An 18,854-nucleotide genomic window follows, 5' to 3' on the forward strand; every position below is an offset into this window, starting at 1 on the left:
GTCGCCCATGCTGCTGTCACAGATCAAGACTGACTCCGGCATCGCTGTGGTCGCCCGCGAAGGGTCCGAGGCCGCCATCGTTCAGGGTGCCGTCAGCACCTATGCCCTGGCGACCGAGGCGGCGAATTCCGGCCGCTCGCTGGCGCAGGTGATTGCCGCCCATGGTCTTGGCGCTGCAGTCGACCTGCTGCGCGCCGCGGCCGAAGGGCGGCTGATCGCGCCGATCACCCACCCCGACCCGGCGCATCTGCATCTGACCGGCACCGGCCTGACCCATCTGGGCAGTGCCGCAACCCGTGACGCGATGCACACAAAGGCGAATGCCGAGGATGCGACCGACAGCATGAAGATGTTCCGCATGGGGCTGGAGGGCGGCAAGCCCGCCACCGGCGCAGGTGTGCAGCCCGAATGGTTCTACAAGGGCAACGGTGTGCATCTGGTCGCCCCCGGCGCGCCACTCACCTCGCCCGGTTTCGCGCTGGATGGCGGCGAAGAGCCGGAGCTGGCGGGCATCTATGTCATCGCGGCCAATGGCACCCCCTGCCGCGTCGGCTGGGCTTTGGCAAACGAGTTTTCCGACCATGTGACCGAGCGCATCAACTACCTGTATCTCGCACATTCCAAGCTGCGTCAGGCGTCGATTGGGCCGGAAATCCTGGTCGGCGATCTGCCTGCCGATGTGCGCGGCACTAGCCGTATCCGCCGCGCTGGTTCTGTGATCTGGGAAAAGCCGTTCCTGTCGGGTGAGGCGAACATGTCGCACAGCTTTGCCAATCTGGAACACCACCACTTCAAATACGATCTGTTCCGTCAGCCCGGCGATCTGCATGTGCATATGTTCGGCACCGCCACGCTGTCTTTTGCCGATGGCATCCGGGCGGAACCCGGCGATGTCTTCGAGATCGAGGTCGCCGATTTCGGCCTGCCGCTGACCAACCCGCTCGCCCTTGCGCCCGATACCGGGATGCAAGGCGTTCACGCCCTGTGAGGATGACATGACTTTCAAACCCGCCAAATGGCCCCGTCACCTCCGCTCGCAGGAATGGTTCGGCGGCACCGGCCGCGACCAGATCTATCACCGTGGCTGGATGAAAAATCAGGGCTTTCCGCATGACCTGTTCGATGGCCGCCCGGTCATCGGCATTCTGAACACCTGGTCCGAACTGACCCCGTGCAACGCCCACCTCAATGACCTTGCGCAACGCGTCAAGAACGGCATCTACGAGGCCGGTGGCTTCCCGGTCGAAGTGCCGGTGTTCTCGGCCTCTGAATCCGCCTTCCGCCCCACGGCGATGATGTTCCGCAACCTCGCTGCCATGGCGGTGGAAGAGGCGATGCGCGGCCAGCCGATGGATGGCTGCGTGCTGATGGTCGGCTGCGACAAGACCACGCCGTCGCTGTTGATGGCTGCCGCCTCCACCGACCTGCCGTCGATTGTCGTCACCGGCGGGCCGATGCTGAATGGCTATTACCGCAACGAACGTGTCGGCTCCGGCACCCACCTGTGGAAATTCTCCGAAGCGGTCAAAGCGGGCGAGATGACGCCCGAGGAATTTGCCGAAGCCGAATCCAGCATGTCCCGCTCCCCCGGGTCGTGCAACACCATGGGCACCGCCAGCACAATGGCCTCCATGGCCGAGGCGCTTGGCATGGCCCTGTCCGGCAATGCCGCGATCCCGGCTGTGGACTCCCGCCGCCGCGTCATGGCGCAGATGACCGGGCGGCGCATCGTGCAGATGGTCAAGGATGATCTGAAACCGTCTGATATCCTGAAAAAAGAGGCGTTCGAGAACGCCATTCGTACCAATGCCGCCATCGGTGGGTCCACCAACGCCGTGATCCACCTGCTGGCCATCGCAGGGCGCGTCGGCATTGATCTCACGCTCGACGACTGGGACCGTTGCGGCCGCGATGTGCCCACCATCGTCAACCTGATGCCATCGGGCAAATACCTGATGGAGGAATTCTTCTACGCAGGCGGCCTGCCGGTGGTGATCAAGCGGCTGGGCGAGGCGGGGCTGCTGCACAAGGATGCGCTGACCGTGTCGGGGTCTTCGATGTGGGATCAGGTCAAGGATGTGCGCAACCACAACGAAGACGTGATCCTGCCTGCGGAAAAGGCGCTGACCCAGTCGGGCGGCGTGGTGGTGGTCAAGGGCAACCTCGCGCCCAAGGGGGCGGTGCTCAAACCCTCTGCCGCCAGCCCGCACCTGATGGTGCACCGGGGCCGCGCCGTGGTGTTCAACGACATCGACGACTACAAGGCCAAGATCAACGATCCCGAACTCGACATTGACGAAACCTGCGTCATGGTCCTGAAAAACTGCGGTCCAAAGGGCTATCCCGGCATGGCCGAGGTTGGCAATATGGGTCTGCCGCCAAAGGTGCTGAAAAAGGGCATCACCGATATGGTGCGTATCTCTGATGCGCGCATGTCAGGCACCGCCTATGGCACCGTCGTCCTGCACACCTCACCCGAGGCTGCAGCGGGTGGGCCGCTCGCGGTGGTGCAGAATGGCGATTTCATCGAACTTGATGTGCCAAACCGCCGCCTGCACCTCGACATTCCCGATGACGAACTGGCGGCCCGTCTGGCGGCGTGGCAGCCGACGCATGACCTTTACCCGTCGGGATACGGCTGGCTGCACCAGCGCCATGTCGAAGGCGCCGATACCGGGGCCGATCTTGATTTCCTCAAAGGTGCGCGCGGCGCGCCGGTGGGCCGGGATTCGCACTGATGCCTCAACCGATGAAAATCGCCCTCGTTGGCATCGGTAAAATCGCGGTGGACCAGCACGTGCCGGCCATCGCAAACAGCCCCGATTGGGAGCTTGCCGCCACCGTCTCGCGTGCGGGCACGGTCGATGGCATCGAGGCTTTCACCGACATTGCCACCATGCTGGAGGCGAGGCCCGACATCACCACCGTCTCGCTGGCGATCCCCCCGGTGCCGCGCTTTGCCTATGCGCAGGCCGCGATCCGCGCCGGTCGGCATGTGATGCTGGAAAAGCCCCCCGGTGCTACACTGGCCGAAATCCATGCGCTGCAAGCCCTTGCGCAAGCGCAGGGCGTCACGCTTTACACCACCTGGCACAGCCGCATGGCCCACGCCGTCGCCCCGGCAAAGGCGTGGCTGGCCGGGAAAACCATCACCCGCGCCCATATCATCTGGCGCGAGGATGTGCGCAAATGGCATCCCGGTCAGGATTGGGTGTTCGAACCGGGCGGCATGGGCGTGTTCGACCCCGGCATCAACGCCCTGTCGATCCTGACCGAGATCCTGCCCGCACCGGTGCATCTGCAAGCGGCAGAGCTGGAATTTCCTGCCAACCGCCAGACCCCGATTGCCGCCCGGCTGCAATTTACCGGCAACATCACCGCCGATTTCGACTGGCGGCAGACCGGCCCGCAGACCTGGGACATCGAGATCGACACTCCCGATGGCAAGGTGGCCCTGCGCATGGGTGGCAATCTGCTGGAAATCGACGGCCAGCCCGCTCAGGGCGAAAACACCATCATGGATGAGTACCCCGCCCTTTACGCCCGCATGGCCGATCTGATATGCCAGTCCCGGTCCGAGGTTGACCTTGCGCCGATGGTGCATGTCGCTGACGCCATGACTCTGGGTCGCCGGACTGAAACCGAAGCTTTCGATTTCTGACCCACTCATCTGTTCTTAAATATCCCACGGGTGCGACTTTGATTTCGCCATTGGTTCAAGAAAACAAAGTCGCGCCGGGGGTGTGAAACCCCCCGGTCCTGCCCTCAAAAACCGGAGACTGACATGCTGACAGGCAAGCACCTTATCGCGGGCGACTGGGTGGCGGGGGCTGCGACGTTCGCCTCCACCCCGGCCCATGGCCCGGTCCATGAGTTCAGCGTCGGCACCCCCGCATTGGTGGCGCAGGCTGTTGAGGCCGCCGAGGCGGCGTTTCCGTCCTTTGCCTCCACCTCACGCGAAGACCGCGCGCGGTTTCTGGACGCCATCGCCGATGAGATCGACGCCCGTGGCGATGCCATAACCGAGATCGGCACGCAGGAAACCGGCCTGCCCGCCGCGCGCCTGCAGGGCGAGCGGGGCCGCACCACCGGCCAATTGCGCCTGTTTGCATCGCATATCCGCGCCGGAGACTACCTCGACCGCCGCCATGATGCGGCGCTGCCCGACCGTCAGCCGCTGCCGCGGCCTGACCTGCGGATGATGCAGCGCCCGATTGGTCCGGTCGCGGTGTTCGGTGCCTCGAACTTCCCGCTCGCCTTTTCGGTCGCTGGTGGTGACACCGCCTCTGCGCTCGCGGCTGGTTGCCCGGTGGTGGTCAAGGGCCATTCGGCCCATCCTGGCACGGGTGAGATTGTGGCGCAGGCCATTGATGCAGCGCGGAAATCCTGCAACCTGCATCCCGGCGTGTTTTCTCTGGTGCAGGGCGGCAAGCGCGATGTGGGCGAAGCACTGGTGCAGCATCCACTGATCCGTGCTGTCGGCTTCACCGGCTCGCTTGGCGGGGGCCGCGCGCTGTATGATCTGTGCGCCGCCCGTCCGGACCCGATCCCGTTCTTTGGCGAGTTGGGCAGCGTCAACCCGATGTTCCTGCTGCCTGCCGCCCTGTCGGCGCGCGGCGAGGCTCTGGCCAAAGGCTGGGCTGGCAGCCTGACCATGGGTGCGGGCCAGTTCTGCACCAACCCCGGCATTGCCGTGGTGATCGACGGGCCGGAGGCGGATGCCTTTGCCGCCGCCGCCAAAGCCGCCCTCGAACCCGTTGCCGCACAGACCATGCTGACCGATGGCATGGCCGAAGCGTACCGGCAGGGCCGCGACCGGGTGGCCGCCGGCACCGGCGTCCGCAGCCTGCTGACCACGATGTGCGACCAGCGCCAAGCCACGCCGAACCTGTTCGAGGTCTCGGGCACCGACTGGCTGGCCGATCACATGCTGGCCGAAGAGGTGTTCGGCCCGCTTGGCCTTATCATCCGGGTGAAGGATGCGGCAGAGATGGAGGCGATTGCCAGCAGCCTGCAAGGCCAGCTGACCTGTACCCTGCATCTGGATGACGCAGACACCGCCCTTGGTCAGACCTTGCTGCCGATTCTGGAGCGCAAGGCCGGACGTATCCTTGCCAACGGTTTCCCCACCGGGGTCGAGGTGGCCGATGCGATGGTTCACGGCGGCCCGTACCCGGCCAGCACCAACTTTGGCGCAACCTCGGTCGGCACGTTGTCGATCCGCCGCTGGCTGCGTCCGGTCTGCTACCAGAACCTGCCTGACGCGCTGCTGCCCGCAGATTTCCGCTGAAGACTGTCGCGGTTGACGGGAGTCAAACGCGACAGGCCTCAGGCCGTGATCTCTTCAATATCAACGCTGTGGCTGCCGGATTGACGTCCGTCCAGCCGCAGCCGTCCCGTAACCGGGGCCACATCGTCGTAATCGCGGCCGAAGCCAACGTCGATGTGGTCATTCCGGGCGAAACAGGCGTTGGTCGGGTCGTAATCGACCCAGCCCATTTCTTCGCCCGCCCAGGCCCGCACCCAGGCATGCATTGCATCCGCGCCCACCAGCCGGGCTTTGCCCGGCGGGGGCAGGGTGCGCAGATAGCCGCCGACATAGGCCCCCGGCACGCCCAGGGTGCGCAAGGCCCCGACCATGATCTGTGCAAAATCCTGACAGACCCCGCGCGCCTGCGCAAAAGCCTCCTCGGGCGCTGTGTCGACCCGGGTGGCCTTTGAGTCAAAGGTCATGTGATCATGCAGCGCCCGGCCCAACGCTTCCACCAGCACCTGCACGGTCATGCCCTTTTGCACCTGCGCCCGCGCAAAATCGGCGATCAGGGCCGAGTGCGGGATACGCCGAGACGGATCGGTGAAATGATGCGGCGCGCGTGGCCCGACGGTGCGATGCGCCGCCAGTTCCGCCGCCAGCCCATACAACGGCGGTGACAGATCCAGCAAGGCATCCTCTGCCGTGCGCTCCACCACCGAATGCATGGTCAGGTCCAGACTGACCAGTCCGGGCGGCATCGCCGCCTCAATCACACGGGTGCCAAAGAAATCGTTGAACTCGCCCCGCTCGCCCACATCGGGCTGAAACGCATAGCCCGCCTCGCGCACGCTTTGCACGCCCGGAATGTCGGCAGGCAGAATGCGGAACAGCTGCCGTCCCGCCCCGGTCGGGCGGTCGAAGTCATAGCGGATCGACTGGCGCACCGCATACAGGGTCACCGCAAGTAGGCCTCGGTCAGCAGATCCGAAATCCCGGCAAGCCTTTCGCGCAGTTCTTCCAGCCCTCCTGTTGTCAGCGAGTCTGGTGTCGCCGTCGCAATCTCGACCTGACAGCGCAGCATCGCCCGGCCCAGCTCAGACAGTTGCCCATGCGTCGCCGTGCCCGGCAGCGCCTGCACCTGCTCGCTTAACCCATCAATCAGGTGCCGCACCGAACGCGGGTTCATCGGGTCCAGCGCCAGAAGTTCGATCACCGTCTCGCGGGTGGACCCCACGCTGAACCGGCGCCGATGGGTCAGCACAGAGTCGCCCAGTTCGATACACAGATCCAGCGCGCCGGCCGGGGCCTTGGCATCGGCAAAGGCCACCAAAAGCCCGGTCATGGCCGAAGCCCGCTCCAGCTGCCGGCCGATCGACAGAAAGCGCCAGCCGAAAAAGCGGTACATATTTTCATGCACCAGACCGGAAAACCCGGTCAGCTTGCGCAGCAGCGCCGACAGCGCGCGCGCGGCATCATCGCCGGGGGCAACCTTGCCCGCCATCCGGCGCGCGCTCTTGTCCAGATCGTTCAGCGCCGACCAGCCATCGGGCGAGAACCGGTCACGCACCTGACCCGCCGTCGCCACCGCAGCCCCCAGCGTATCCAGCAGACCCGGCGACAGCCCGACCGCGCCATCGACATCATAGGTTTTCAGCACCGCATCCATCTGCTTTTGCAGCGGTAGTGCCGCCCGCCCGCCTTCGGCCAGCCTGATGTGTCGCGCCCTGAGCAGCCGGATGATGCCTTCGGTCCGCTCCACATACCGGCCAAGCCAGTACAGGTTATCCGCCGCCCGCGCAGGCAGCGCGCCGGGGGTAGAGCGGCGATATTGCGCATCAGTGGCCGCAACCATGCTGACGGCTGGCACTTCGTCCTTGCTGACGATCCACACATCCGCCGCGCTGCCGCCGCGCTGCATCGCCAGCGCCGTCGGATCTGCCGAGGCGCCGATCCGGGCAAAGCCGCCCTGCAATACCTGCCAGCCAGAGGGGGTGCGCGCCAGAAACACCCGCAGGCTCATCGGGCGCGGCACGATCTTGCCGTTGATCAGGGCGGGCGTGGTTGACAGCGTCACCGCCTCCTGGGCCACCAGATCAGGACCATCCGCCGCCAGCCGCTCTGCCAACGCCTCCGGCGTCAGCGATGCCGCCACCGTGCTTTCGCCTTGCCGGTCAAACGGCAGGCCGGTGCCAAGCGCCGCCGACAGCACCAGCCGTCTGCGGGCCACCATCACCTGCGCCCGTTCGGGCAGGCCGCCACACCACCAGGTCGCGATATTCGGCATCGCCAGCGGGGCGCCGGTCAGATGCCGCGACAGTTTTGGCAGAAACGCCATCAGCGCCCGCGTCTCCAGCACCCCCGACCCCAGCGAGTTCACCATGGTCAGCCCGCCCTGACGCAACACCGCCACCATGCCCGGTGTGCCGATGCGCGACGCGGGGTCCAGCTCCAGCGGGTCGGCGTAGCTGCCATCCAGCCGCCGCCACAGCACATCCAGCGGGCGCAGGCCCGACACCGTGCGCACCATCAGCCGGCCATCCGATACCGTCAGATCCTCGCCCTGCACCAGACTGACGCCCATATAGCGCGCAATCCAGGCTTGCTCGAAATAGGTCTCGTTCAGCGGGCCGGGCGTCATGATCGCCACCCGGCCATCCCGCGCACCGCGCAGCCCCAGCAGCGCGTCGCGGAAATCGCGGAAAAAGCTCGCCAGACGATGCACATTCAGCCCGGCAAACACTTCGGAATAGGCTCGCGCCGTCGCCACCCGGTTTTCCAGCGCATAGCCCGCGCCCGACGGCGCTTGCGTGCGGTCGGCCAGTACCCACCAGCGCCCGTCCGGGCCGCGCCCGATTTCAAAGGCCAGAAAATGCAGGAAATGCCCCGATGCCGGGCGCACGCCGACCAAGGGCCGCAGCCACTCCGGGTTGCCCGCCACCAGCGCGGCAGGCAGATGCCCGTCCGCCACCAGCCGGTTCTCGCCATAAAGATCCGCCATCACCGCTTCCAGCAGATCAGCGCGCTGGATCAGGGCAGGGGTCAGCTCGGCCCAGTCGGCCTCGTCGATCAGCACCGGAATATGGCTCAGCGGCCACGGTCGTTCAATCGACTGGCCCGAGCCGTATTGCCGGTAAAACACCCCGGAATCGCGCAGATACTGGTCTGCACGGCCTGTCGCCCGTGTCAGGTCTTCGTCTGACAGCGATTGCAGATGCGCCACCAGCGGCTGCCACAGCGGGCGTATCGAGCCATCTGCCGACGCCAGCTCATCCGTCACCCCCGGCAACGGACGATAGGCCGACAGGCCGCGATCCCGCGTCTTGCCGGTGCCGGTTCGTATCCCTTTGGGCGTCACCACATTTTCCATCGCCGGACTAGAGCCCGATGGGCCGTCTCAGGTCAAGCGTCAGCGGAAATTCGCGGTGCGGGCGCTCTGCCATCGGGCGGGCGTGATGACCGGGCCGGTGGCCCATCGGCTCAAACCGCGCCAGTCTGCGCGCCTCGGCTTCGTTGCCATTGACCGGAAAGGTGTCGTAATTCCGCCCGCCCGGATGGGCGACGTGATAGACGCAGCCGCCCAGGGGGCGTCCTGACCATGTGTCAAAAATGTCAAAGGTCAGTGGCGCATCAACCGGCAGCACCGGATGAATCGCCGAAGATGGCTGCCACGCCTTGTAGCGCAGCCCCGCCACCGCCTCACCCGCGCCAACCCCGGTCAGCGGCATCACCCGCCCGTTGCACAGCACCTGATAGCGCGACGGATCGGCGGCGGTCAGCTTGACCTGCAGCCGCTCGGTCGAGCTGTCGGTATAGCGCACCGTGCCGCCGATGGCACCTGTCTCGCCCAGCACATGCCACGGCTCCAACGCTTGCCGCAGCTCCAGATGCACCCCCTCATACGCCACCTCGCCGCAGAACGGGAACCGGAACTCGGCCTGCGCCTTGAACCAGTCTTCGCTCAGCGCGAAGCCGTGCTGCGCCAGATCGGCCAGCACATCGCGGAAATCCTGCCAGACATGATGCGGCAGCATGAAGCGGTCGTGCAGGGTGGTGCCCCAGCGCGTCATCTCTCCTTTCGCCGGGTTGGCCCAGAACCGCGCGATCAGCGCCCGGATCAGCAATTGCTGCGACAGGCTCATCCGCGCATCCGGCGGCATCTCGAAGCCGCGGAACTCTACCAGACCCAGACGCCCGGTGGGGCCATCGGGCGAATACAGCTTGTCGATGCAGATTTCGGCCCGGTGGGTATTGCCGGTCACATCGGTCAGCATGTTGCGCAGCAGCCGGTCCACCAGCCAGGGCATCGGGGCCGCGCCTTCCCCGGGGGCGGGGATCTGCGCCAGCGCGATTTCCATTTCATAGAGCGCATCATGCCGCGCCTCATCCATGCGCGGAGCCTGCGACGTTGGCCCGATGAACAGGCCCGAGAACAGGTAAGACAGCGACGGATGCCGGTTCCAGTGCAGGATCAGACTGCGCAGAAGGTCAGGGCGGCGCAGGAACGGGCTATCATTCGGGGTGGCCCCGCCGACGACCACATGATTACCGCCGCCGGTGCCGGCGTGTTTGCCGTCAATCATGAACTTGTCAGCGCCAAGGCGACACTGCCGCGCCTCCTCATAGACCGCCGAGGTGATGTCCACACATTCCTGCCAGCTGTGGGCCGGATGCACGTTCACCTCAATCACCCCCGGATCGGGGGCGACGCGGATCACGTTCAGCCTTGGGTCATGCGGCGGTGCGTAGCCTTCGATATGAACCTGCAATCCCAGCTTTTTCGCCGCTTCTTCCGCCGCGCGCACCAGATCGAGGTAATCCTCGACCGACACCACCGGCGGCATGAACACGCAGAGCCGCCCGTCGCGCGGTTCCACCGACAGGGCGGTGCGGATATGGCCGTCGACCTCGAACGAAGGCGAACCCTGCTCCACCTGCGCACCCTGTGCGCCGCTGGCCGTGAAACTGGCCGAGGATTGCGGGCGCGACTCCGTCACCTCCGGGCTGTTCGGGGTTGGAACCGGCAGCGGCGCACGCTCCACCGTGGGATCGGTCGGGTTGATATAGGGGTATTGCGACGGCGGCAGCCATGGCAGGCTTTCCAGCGGCAAACGGTAGCCCACCGGGCTGTCACCGGGCACCAGAAACATATGGCCGCGCCGCAGTTTCCACTTCTCCGTGCGCCAGCGCCGGCCCGAAGCCTGCGATTGCCAGCTCTGCACCGGCAGCACAAAGCCTGAAGGGTTGGTCAGCCCCCGGTTGAACACGGTCGCCAGACGGTGGCGCTCTTCCGGGTCTTTCAGTTTTGAATTCGCGGGCGTCACGTTGTCGGGCAGGTTGGCCTCTTTGACCAGCCATTGCGCCGGGTCTTCATAGGCCGGCACGATGCAATCCGCCTCAAGCGCCAGATCTTCGGCAATCTGCGCCAGCAGGCGCTGCGCATCATCCGTCGTCACCCCGGTCTGCGCGCCCTCTTCGGCGATCAGCGCCGGATCGGACCAGATCGGGTGGCCATCGGTGCGCCAGTACAGCGAAAACGTCCAGCGTGGCAGCGTTTCCCCCGGATACCATTTGCCCTGCCCGTAATGCAGAAAGCCCCCCGGCGCAAAACGGTCGCGCAAGCGGCGGATCAGCTGATCCGCCAGCACCCGTTTGGTCGGCCCCACAGCGGCGGTGTTCCACTCCTCCGCCTCGAAATCGTCAATCGACACAAAGGTTGGCTCACCGCCCATGGTCAGCCGCACATCGCCCTCGACCAGCGCTGCATCCACCTTTTGCCCCAGCGCGTTCAACTCGTCCCAAGCATCATCGCTGAACGGCTTGGTGATGCGTGGATGCTCCGCCACGCGGGCCACGGTCATGTCAAAGGCGAAATCGACCTCGGCAAAGCTGGCCATGCCCGAAATCGGCGCGGCATTGCGGTAATGCGGGGTGGCGGCCAGCGGAATATGACTCTCCCCCGCCAACAGCCCGCTGGTCGGGTCCAACCCGACCCAGCCTGCACCCGGCAGATAGACCTCACACCAGGCATGCAGATCGGTAAAATCCACTTCCGTGCCCGAAGGGCCGTCCAGCGCCTTCAGGTCCGGTTTCAGCTGGATCAGATAGCCCGACACAAAGCGCGCCGCAAAGCCGAAGTGTCGCAGCGCCTGCACCAGAAGCCAGCTCGAATCCCGGCACGACCCGCTTTGCACGCCCAAGGTTTCCTCGGGCGTCTGCACGCCCGGCTCCATGCGGATGGTATAGCGCAGGATGTTTGCCACCATCGCGTTCAGGTTCACCACGAAATCAACGCTGCGGACCCGGTCCTTGGGCACCGTATCCAGAAACTGCTGCAACAGCGGCCCCGCCGCTTCCTTGCGGCGGTAGATCTCCAGATCCTCGGTCAGATCAACCGGATAGTCGAAAGGCCAGTTCTCCGCCGCTTCCTCAACGAAGAAATCGAACGGGTTATAGATCGCCATATCGGCCACCAGATCGACCTCGATCTTGAACTCGCGCACTGGCTCGGGGAACACGAACCGGGCCATCCAGTTGCCGAACGGGTCTTGCTGATGGTTCACAAAATGCCCGCCCGGACTGACTTTCAGCGAATGCGAGATCACCCGGGTCCGGCTGTGTGGGGCAGGGCGCAGGCGAATGACCTGAGGCCCCAGCGTGACCGGACGGTCATACTTGTAATGCGTCAGATGGTGAATCGCGGCCTTGATCGACATTCGGTTACTTCTCGTAAGGTCTTGCCCTGAATAGCAGCAGGCGCGGTATGCGTATGGATATAGGTCTTTATGACACGTCTGCCGCTCCGGTGTCGCACAAAACCCGCCCATTCCGCGAAAGTCTGCGCAAGTTCTGGGCAAAACGGGAACGATTCCGCAGTCTGTTCTGTTTCCCCGCCATCAACGATCCTCTGAAATTCCCCGGATAGAACGCATCATCGCCGCGATCCTGCCCGAATTCGCGGTCAATACCGGGTGAGAAACCCATATAGCTGCCAGCTGGGGAACAAAATGGACCGACTTACTGAGATGGAAGCCTTTGCCATGGTCGTGGACCAGGGCGGCTTTACCGATGCGGCAAAAAAGATGGGGATATCGAAATCCGCCGTCTCAAAGCACGTCTCGGCACTGGAGGCGCGTCTGGGCGCGCGCCTGTTGAACCGCACCACCCGCCGCGTCTCGCCGACCGAGATCGGACTGGCCTATTACGACCGCGCCCGCCGCGTGCTGAACGACGCCGGCGAGGCCGACGCGCTGGTCACATCCATGCAGTCGGCACCGTCCGGCCTGTTGCGCATCAGCGTTGCCACCGATTTCGGTGTGAACCTGCTGTCGCCCATTCTGGGCGATTTCCTGCTCGAATACCCTGACATCACCGTCAACATGGTGCTGAACAACCGCTACGTCGAACTGATCAGCGAAGGGTTCGATATGGCCGTCCGCGTGGGCGAGCTGGAAGACAGCAGCTTGCGCGCCCGCAAACTGACCGACACCACCAAACGCATGATCGCCTCACCCAGCTATTTCCAGCGCTATGGCCGCCCGATGAAGATCGACGATCTGAACGAGCACAAGCTGCTGCACTATTCCAATCAGGCCAATGGCAACGTGTGGAAAATCACCGCGCCGTCGGGTGAAAAGCGGCAGGTGCGCACCGCGGGCTGGCTGACGGTCAATGACGGTCAATCGCTGCTCAATGCTGCGATTTCCGGCCTTGGCATCGCCTACCTGCCCAGCTTTCTGTATGCTGAAGCGATGAAAGATGGTCTGGTCGAAGAGGCGCTACCGGGACTGCCGACCGAGGTTCTGGGCATCTACGCCGTCTATCCGCCGGGCCGCTTTACCCAGCCCAAGGTGCGCGCCTTTATCGACTTTCTGGCCCGCCGCTATTCAGACAAAGGCCCTGATAAGTGGTAACCATCTGATATACAGCACGATTTTACCAGCGCTTCCTCAAGGCGTAAACTGGGTCGAGGTCACCATGACCTCGACCCTTCTGTTTCTCTCGCGCCCCGCGTCATTCAGATTGCTGGCGCGCGGCGACAGATAGCCCACGCCCTGCGCCTCCATCTGCGCCGCCGGAATATCTTCTGTTCGGATCAGATACTGCCGCACCGCATCGGCCCGCTTGCGCGACAGCGCAATATTGCCCTCCAGCCCGCCCGAGGCATCGGTATGACCAACCAATGCCACGCTCAGCGCCGGGTTCTGCCGCATCCAGTCCGCCAGTGCGGTCAATGACTCATACCTCCCCTCGGCCAGAGCCGATGAGCCCGAGGCAAAGACCAGATCCTCCAGCGCCACCGCCCCGCCTGTCAGCAATCGCGCGCCCAGATCCGCGGTCGGAACTGTGGCTCCATCGTCTGGCAGCAGCGGCACGGGCAGGCTGCCCGACGGGTTGGCTGGGGCGGTCATCGTCGACCCGCTCAGCAATGGTGGTGCACTCACCTCACCGCCAATGTGGATCATCTGCACAAACCCCGCCGCCGCTGTTCGGCTGACAATCAGGCTCACCACCTCTGCGCCGCGTTCGGCGGCATAATACCGGAAATCGCCCAGATCGACATGCATCTCGGGCTCGGGCAGGATCACTGTGCCATAGCGGAAATCAAACCCGCCACAGGCGACCGCCTCGCATTCAAACACGGTCTCAAAACCATCCTTCTGCAGCTGCGCACGCAGCGGCATCAACAGCTCCAGCGTCGTGGCACCGGGGGCGTCGATCCGCCATGCGGTCTGCTGCAGCGTCCCCTCCACCATGCGGGTGGGAAGGAGGCCGCCGACAAAACCACCAATGGGCAAGGCATAAGAGGTCAGCGTTTCCGTCTTGCCTTCGCTCGGCACAGCGGCAAATGGCATGTCCAGCGTCAGGGCCTGCGCGAGCCCTGCGGTTGCGACCAGCCACAGCGCAAGCGCTGCAATAAGGGGTGTTCCGCTCCGTTTCACCTGCCGTGTGCCTCTTCGGGCTTATCGCTGCCGATAATGATACTGTCCCACAACCCCCATCCCAAGGGAAGCATAGAGGTTGCGCGCCGCCGTATTTGCCACCGTTACAACCAAAGACAGCGTGCTGGCCCCGTTCTCTTGCGCCCAGGCCCCTGCCGCGCGCAAAATATTGTGCGCGGAACCCTGCCGACGTGCCATGGGCCGCACCTCCAGCGCGTGCAGCATCGCCACACCCTGATGGATCGCCACAAATGCCACCCCGGTCGGCTGGTCCTTTGTCCGCCCCAGAATGGCGCATTTCGGCCCGGCTGCCCGCTGCATCACCGCCAGCCGCGCCGCGCCGATCCCGCCGTCTGCCCAGATTTCAGTGCAGATCGCAAGCGGTGGCCAATGCGCGAATGCTGCCATCGGAGGGGCAGGCGGATCGGCCAACGCTGGACAGGGCGCAGCATAGGCCACCACAGGATCAACCACGCGGTAGCCGCGCGATTGCAGCGCTTGATCCAGCAGATCGTCCCTCTGCCGGATCAGAAACAGCGGCTTCAGGCCCAGACCCTCCATCGCCGCCTCGGCCTCGGGGATCGCCTCATCCCGCCATTCCGGCCCGGCGGTCGCGGCGCTGACCCGCTTGCCGCCGCCTTGTCCGTCGCGGATACACCATGGCCCGACCACAAAAGCCCGCGCCGGGGGCCAGGTCCGTTCCATCACTTCGGCCAACAGCTCCGGCGTCATCCGAACAGCGCCGCCAGCCTGGTCATCGCCCGGCCGATCTGCCCGGCATCCGTGCCCCGGATCACCAGATTGGTGCCATGCGCGCCGTTTGTGATAAACGGATAAGACCCCATGCTCAGATCGGGAAACTCTGCCGCCAGCGCGCCGAACGGCCCCGCCACTTCGCCCTCGCCGCGGTTGACCCGCAGCGATTGACTCAGCAACGGCTCGCCGCCGGTCAGGGATGGCAGCACACTCGCCACCATCGCCTGAAAGATATTGGGCACCCCCGCCATCACATGCACATTGACAAGGCTGAACCCCGGCGCGGTGCTCACCGGATTGTCGATCAGCACCGCGCCGTCGGGGATCCGCGCCATTCGTTTGCGGGCATCGTTGAACTCCAGCCCCGAACGGTCGTAATGCGCCGCAAGCAGTGCCATCGCATCGGCCCGGTGCGTGATCTCCACCTCAAAAGCCGCTGCAATCGCATCCGCGGTGATGTCATCATGCGTCGGCCCGATGCCGCCGCTGGTGAACACATGATCATACTGCGCCCGCAGCGCATTGACCGCCGCGATGATCGCCGCAGGCTCATCGGCGACGACCCGCACTTCCGTCAACCGGATTCCATGCCGGGTCAGCTCGCCCGCCAGATAATACATGTTCGAATCGCGCGTCCGTCCCGACAGGATTTCATCGCCGATCACCAGCATCGCTGCAGTTGGATTTGCCATCGCCGCTTTCCTTTTGTTAACCCTGACCGGGTATAGACCGCGCCTGCACGGTTTCAATCCATGGTCTGCGGGCTTGTGCCCCTCTGGTCAAGCCGTGCCGATTTGCCTATTCAGGCAAAAGACAAAGGATATCGGACATGAACGACACGCGCGGGCGCATCACAAAAGACGGAATCCGGATTTATGAACCGGCTGATTTTGCCGGCATGCGCGAAGCCGGGCGGGTCGCGGCCGAGATTCTGGACGCGGTGGCAGCTTTGGTGCGGCCGGGGGCAACTACGGCCCAGATCGACGATTTCATCCGCGAAGACATCGAACGGCGCGGCGTCACCTCGGCCACCATCGGCTACAAAGGGTATCAGCACGCGTCCTGCATCTCGGTCAATCATGTGGTCTGCCACGGCATTCCGGGGGCCAAAGTGTTGGCTGATGGCGATATCCTCAACATCGATGTGACGGTGATTGTTGATGGTTGGTTTGGCGATACCAGCCGGATGTATGTGGCTGGAAACCTGCCACGCAAGGCAGAGCGTCTGATTGACGTGACCCACGAAGGGCTGATGCGCGGCATCGCGGCCGTGATGCCGGGCAACACCTTTGGCGACATCGGTCATGCGATACAGTCTTATGTTGAGGCGAACCGCATGTCGGTGGTGCGCGATTTCTGCGGTCATGGTCTGGGCCGCGTCTTTCACGCGCCGCCCAATGTTCTGCACTACGGCCGCCCCGGCGCCGGCGCGGTGCTGGAAGAGGGGATGTTTTTTACCATCGAGCCGATGGTCAATCTGGGCCGCCCCGAAACCAAGGTTCTTGCCGATGACTGGACAGCGGTGACCCGCGACAAATCCCTCTCGGCGCAGTTCGAGCATTCGGTCGGTGTTACCGAAACCGGCTGCGAGATTTTCACCCTTTCTCCCGCAGGCCGTTTTCACCCGACCTGGGGCTGATGGTACCTGCCCGGCGTCTTTCCGCCGGGACTTCCCCTGCAGTCGTGCGGCTTCTGGTCCAGACTGCTGCATCCACTTGCCAAGGAGTAGATGTGCCAGTTGGATGAGCAGGCTACGCACCTCCGACAGGACCTGCAGGGCGGAACTTCCGCGCATCGACACCTCTAGTTCACCACGAAATCGGCATGCAAGGCGCCTGCCGCCTTTATACTTTTCAGAATGTCGATCATGTCATGCGGAGCCACACCCAGCGCATTCAGTCCCGCCACCAACTCTGACAGCGAGGTGCCGCCCGAGACTTCGGCAAGTCCGGTGCCGGGGTCGCGGTTGATATTGGCATTGGTGCGCGGCACCACAATGGTTTCACCTTCGGCAAAGGGGTTGGGCTGCACCACCATCGGGGTTTCCTCGATCCGCAGGGTCAGATTGCCCTGCGCCACTGCAACCCGGCTGATCCGCACATCCTGACCGATGACGATGGTGCCAGAGCGTTGGTCGACCACCACCCGCGCACGGGTTTCCGGTGCGATGGTCAGGTTCTCGATCCGCCCGATCACATGCGCAGGCGAGCGCATGCCAGCCGCGTCGATATCCAGCTCCACCGTGCCGGAATCCAGCATCATCGCGATCCGCTTGCCGAATTCCCGGTTCAGAACCGTCTCGATCCGTGAAGCGGTGGTGAAATCCGGACTGCGCAGCGCCAGCCGCACCGCGTGGAGCGTGGTGAAATCAAAATCAATCTCACGCTCCACCCGCGCGCCGGACGGAATTACCCCCGCCGTGGGAACACCCTGTACCACCCGCGCGGCCTGACCTTCGGCGACAATGCCCCCGGCAATGATAGTGCCCTGCGCCACAGCATAGATCTGACCATCGGCGCCGTTGAGCGGGGTCATCACCAAAGTCCCCCCCAGCAGGCTTTTTGAATCGCCGATTGCCGAGACCGTCACATCAATCCGCCCGCCCGCACGGGCAAAGGGCGGCAGGCTGGCCGTCACAAAGACCGCCGCCACATTCTTGGGGCGATAGGCCTCACCAGCCACATTCACCCCCAGCCGTTCCAGAAGGTTCGACATGATTTCTTCGGTAAAGGGCGCGTTGCGGATGCCGTCGCCGGTGCCATTCAACCCGACCACAAGGCCATATCCCACCAGATCATTGCCGCGCACGCCGTCAAACTCGACCAGATCCTTCAGCCGTACCGCATCGGCCAGGGCCGGACCACAGCACAGAACGAACAGCAGTACCAGCAAGCGGCGGATCATCGCAGGAAATCCGTCAGTGACAGGCGCGACAGCCGTGCCGTGATGGCAAGCACTGTTTCCAGATTGGTCTGCACCGCCTCCATTTCCATCGCCAGCCGTTCCGGGTCGCTGCGGATCAGATCGGCCTGTGCCATCTCATGTGCCAGCAGATCCGTTGCGTTGCGGCTTTGCGCCGCCTCGATCCGGCCCTCGCTGATCCCCAGGCGCGCCGAAAGATTGGTGAGCGCGTCCTGCCCGGCCATCAGCGCCTCGGCCGACAGGCGGGCCAGGGCCTTGCCCTCGCTGATCGGCAAGGGCGAGGCGCTGTCGCTGATCAGGGCGGCGGCGGTCAGGCCTTTCAACGTGGCGCGCAAGGCCGGATCTTCGGCGGTCACGCCAAGCCAGACCCGGTCGGTCACTGAGACAGCCACATCCTCCAGCGGCACCCCGCCCTGATAGGCAATGGCCCGGTAGCCGGCGGGGTCGTCAAACCAGGCTGAAATGCGTGTCATTGCTTCCTGCGCCGTGGTTGCGCCGACGAGTTCCGTGCGCAGGGCGGTCAACAACGGCTCCGCCTCGATCACGGCCGGGCTATGGACCGCCTGACCGGAAAACAGCGACCGGCCCCCGACCGAAGTGTTCAATGTGGCCAGCACCGAATCCAGCCGGCTGCGCGCATCCACCCCGGTCAGCGCGATCTGGTCTGCCAGATCCAGCTGCGAGGCGGCAAGCAGCGGGGTGACCAGTGATTGTGTCGCGCCAGCGATCGCGGCAAGTGCCGATTGCGTGGCGGTCGCCTGGGTCGCCGCCTCCCGTGCACCGGATTGAAAGCCGGTGGTGACAGCGCGGGCGCGCGACACCGATGTCAGCTGCGCCAGATCGCCCGACAGGGCGGCCCCGATATCTGCCACCCGACCCGAGCTCAGCTCCTGGGTGATCCTGCCCACCTCGCCCTTCAGACGGGAGGTCTGCGATTTCAGCAGAAAGGATTGGGCCAGATCGCCCAGGGAAACCAATGTCAT

Annotated in this window: 14 protein-coding genes; 6 read left to right on the forward strand and 8 right to left on the reverse strand. The window is 64.5% G+C overall.

The window, feature by feature from the left end; genetic code table 11:
- Positions 1-7: 7 nt before the first annotated feature.
- The 4 genes from araD1 to D1012_RS00555 all read left to right on the forward strand — a co-directional run bounded on the left by araD1 (position 8) and on the right by D1012_RS00555 (position 5,290).
- Entirely contained in the window at positions 8-988 is a 981-nt protein-coding gene (araD1, locus tag D1012_RS00540; RefSeq protein ID WP_118149401.1) for an AraD1 family protein, read from the forward strand.
- Between the two features lie 7 nt (positions 989-995).
- Positions 996-2,738: an L-arabinonate dehydratase gene (gene araD, locus D1012_RS00545; protein ID WP_118149402.1), complete on the forward strand. Its 1,743-nt coding sequence runs from the start codon at positions 996-998 to the stop codon at positions 2,736-2,738.
- Positions 2,738-3,661, forward strand: a complete 924-nt coding sequence (locus D1012_RS00550) for a Gfo/Idh/MocA family protein (RefSeq protein WP_233516972.1) — start codon at positions 2,738-2,740, stop codon at positions 3,659-3,661. Before araD ends, D1012_RS00550 begins: the two co-directional genes overlap by 1 nt.
- 123 nt (positions 3,662-3,784) lie before the next feature.
- Complete coding sequence (locus tag D1012_RS00555; RefSeq protein WP_118149404.1) at positions 3,785-5,290, forward strand: aldehyde dehydrogenase (NADP(+)); 1,506 nt, start codon at positions 3,785-3,787, stop codon at positions 5,288-5,290.
- Positions 5,291-5,328: 38 nt separating this feature from the next.
- On the opposite strand, the gene D1012_RS00560 is transcribed toward D1012_RS00555, so the two are convergent.
- Genes D1012_RS00560 through D1012_RS00570 form a run of 3 tightly spaced genes read right to left on the reverse strand, consistent with a single transcriptional unit; the run spans position 5,329 to position 11,967 of the window.
- Complete coding sequence (locus D1012_RS00560; protein WP_233516973.1) at positions 5,329-6,213, reverse strand: transglutaminase family protein; 885 nt, start codon at positions 6,211-6,213, stop codon at positions 5,329-5,331.
- The gene (locus tag D1012_RS00565; protein WP_233516974.1) at positions 6,210-8,609 is read right to left on the reverse strand and encodes a circularly permuted type 2 ATP-grasp protein; all 2,400 of its coding nucleotides are present in this window, start codon (positions 8,607-8,609) and stop codon (positions 6,210-6,212) included. The genes D1012_RS00560 and D1012_RS00565 overlap by 4 nt, the downstream gene beginning before the upstream one ends.
- Before the next feature lie 19 nt (positions 8,610-8,628).
- Positions 8,629-11,967 (reverse strand): transglutaminase family protein, encoded by a 3,339-nt coding sequence (locus D1012_RS00570; RefSeq protein WP_118149406.1) that lies wholly within the window; start codon positions 11,965-11,967, stop codon positions 8,629-8,631.
- A 291-nt stretch (positions 11,968-12,258) separates the two neighbouring features.
- Between D1012_RS00570 and D1012_RS00575 the strand changes: the two genes are divergently transcribed.
- Positions 12,259-13,164 carry a LysR family transcriptional regulator gene (locus D1012_RS00575; RefSeq protein WP_118149407.1) on the forward strand — a complete coding sequence of 302 codons (906 nt, stop codon included), beginning with the start codon at positions 12,259-12,261 and terminating at the stop codon, positions 13,162-13,164.
- A 36-nt stretch (positions 13,165-13,200) separates the two neighbouring features.
- Here the strand turns inward: D1012_RS00575 and D1012_RS00580 are convergent, their stop codons facing one another.
- From D1012_RS00580 to D1012_RS00590, 3 genes are read right to left on the reverse strand one after another with little or no spacing between them, the layout of a single operon-like run.
- Positions 13,201-14,193 (reverse strand): OmpA family protein, encoded by a 993-nt coding sequence (locus D1012_RS00580; RefSeq protein WP_118149408.1) that lies wholly within the window; start codon positions 14,191-14,193, stop codon positions 13,201-13,203.
- Positions 14,194-14,214: 21 nt separating this feature from the next.
- Positions 14,215-14,925 carry a GNAT family N-acetyltransferase gene (locus D1012_RS00585; protein ID WP_118149409.1) on the reverse strand — a complete coding sequence of 237 codons (711 nt, stop codon included), beginning with the start codon at positions 14,923-14,925 and terminating at the stop codon, positions 14,215-14,217.
- Entirely contained in the window at positions 14,922-15,641 is a 720-nt protein-coding gene (locus tag D1012_RS00590) for a competence/damage-inducible protein A (RefSeq protein WP_118149410.1), read from the reverse strand. The genes D1012_RS00585 and D1012_RS00590 overlap by 4 nt, the downstream gene beginning before the upstream one ends.
- 137 nt (positions 15,642-15,778) lie before the next feature.
- On the opposite strand from D1012_RS00590, the gene map reads away from it, so the two are divergent.
- Positions 15,779-16,588, forward strand: a complete 810-nt coding sequence (gene map / locus D1012_RS00595; RefSeq protein ID WP_118149411.1) for a type I methionyl aminopeptidase — start codon at positions 15,779-15,781, stop codon at positions 16,586-16,588.
- A gap of 164 nt (positions 16,589-16,752) precedes the next feature.
- Here map and D1012_RS00600 read toward each other — a convergent pair whose 3' ends face one another.
- Both D1012_RS00600 and D1012_RS00605 read right to left on the reverse strand, forming a co-directional pair.
- Positions 16,753-17,853 (reverse strand): flagellar basal body P-ring protein FlgI, encoded by a 1,101-nt coding sequence (locus D1012_RS00600; protein WP_118149412.1) that lies wholly within the window; start codon positions 17,851-17,853, stop codon positions 16,753-16,755.
- On the reverse strand, positions 17,850-18,854 hold the full coding sequence (locus D1012_RS00605) for a flagellin family protein (protein WP_118149413.1): 1,005 nt from the start codon (positions 18,852-18,854) through the stop codon (positions 17,850-17,852). Before D1012_RS00605 ends, D1012_RS00600 begins: the two co-directional genes overlap by 4 nt.

The sequence above is a fragment of the Pseudotabrizicola alkalilacus genome (genome assembly GCF_003443995.1).
Classification (GTDB): domain Bacteria; phylum Pseudomonadota; class Alphaproteobacteria; order Rhodobacterales; family Rhodobacteraceae; genus Pseudotabrizicola; species Pseudotabrizicola alkalilacus.

Excerpts from the sequence above, each read along its gene's own strand:
- D1012_RS00585 (WP_118149409.1), bottom strand. The coding sequence starts at position 14,925 with ATGACGCCGGAGCTGTTGGCCGAAGTGATGGAACGGACCTGGCCCCCG.
- D1012_RS00570 (WP_118149406.1), bottom strand. The coding sequence starts at position 11,967 with ATGTCGATCAAGGCCGCGATTCACCATCTGACGCATTACAAGTATGAC.
- D1012_RS00605 (WP_118149413.1), bottom strand. The coding sequence starts at position 18,854 with ATGACATTGGTTTCCCTGGGCGATCTGGCCCAATCCTTTCTGCTGAAA.
- D1012_RS00555 (WP_118149404.1), top strand. The coding sequence starts at position 3,785 with ATGCTGACAGGCAAGCACCTTATCGCGGGCGACTGGGTGGCGGGGGCT.
- D1012_RS00550 (WP_233516972.1), top strand. The coding sequence starts at position 2,738 with ATGCCTCAACCGATGAAAATCGCCCTCGTTGGCATCGGTAAAATCGCG.
- araD (WP_118149402.1), top strand. The coding sequence starts at position 996 with ATGACTTTCAAACCCGCCAAATGGCCCCGTCACCTCCGCTCGCAGGAA.
- D1012_RS00600 (WP_118149412.1), bottom strand. The coding sequence starts at position 17,853 with ATGATCCGCCGCTTGCTGGTACTGCTGTTCGTTCTGTGCTGTGGTCCG.
- araD1 (WP_118149401.1), top strand. The coding sequence starts at position 8 with ATGCTGCTGTCACAGATCAAGACTGACTCCGGCATCGCTGTGGTCGCC.
- map (WP_118149411.1), top strand. The coding sequence starts at position 15,779 with ATGAACGACACGCGCGGGCGCATCACAAAAGACGGAATCCGGATTTAT.
- D1012_RS00590 (WP_118149410.1), bottom strand. The coding sequence starts at position 15,641 with ATGGCAAATCCAACTGCAGCGATGCTGGTGATCGGCGATGAAATCCTG.
- D1012_RS00575 (WP_118149407.1), top strand. The coding sequence starts at position 12,259 with ATGGACCGACTTACTGAGATGGAAGCCTTTGCCATGGTCGTGGACCAG.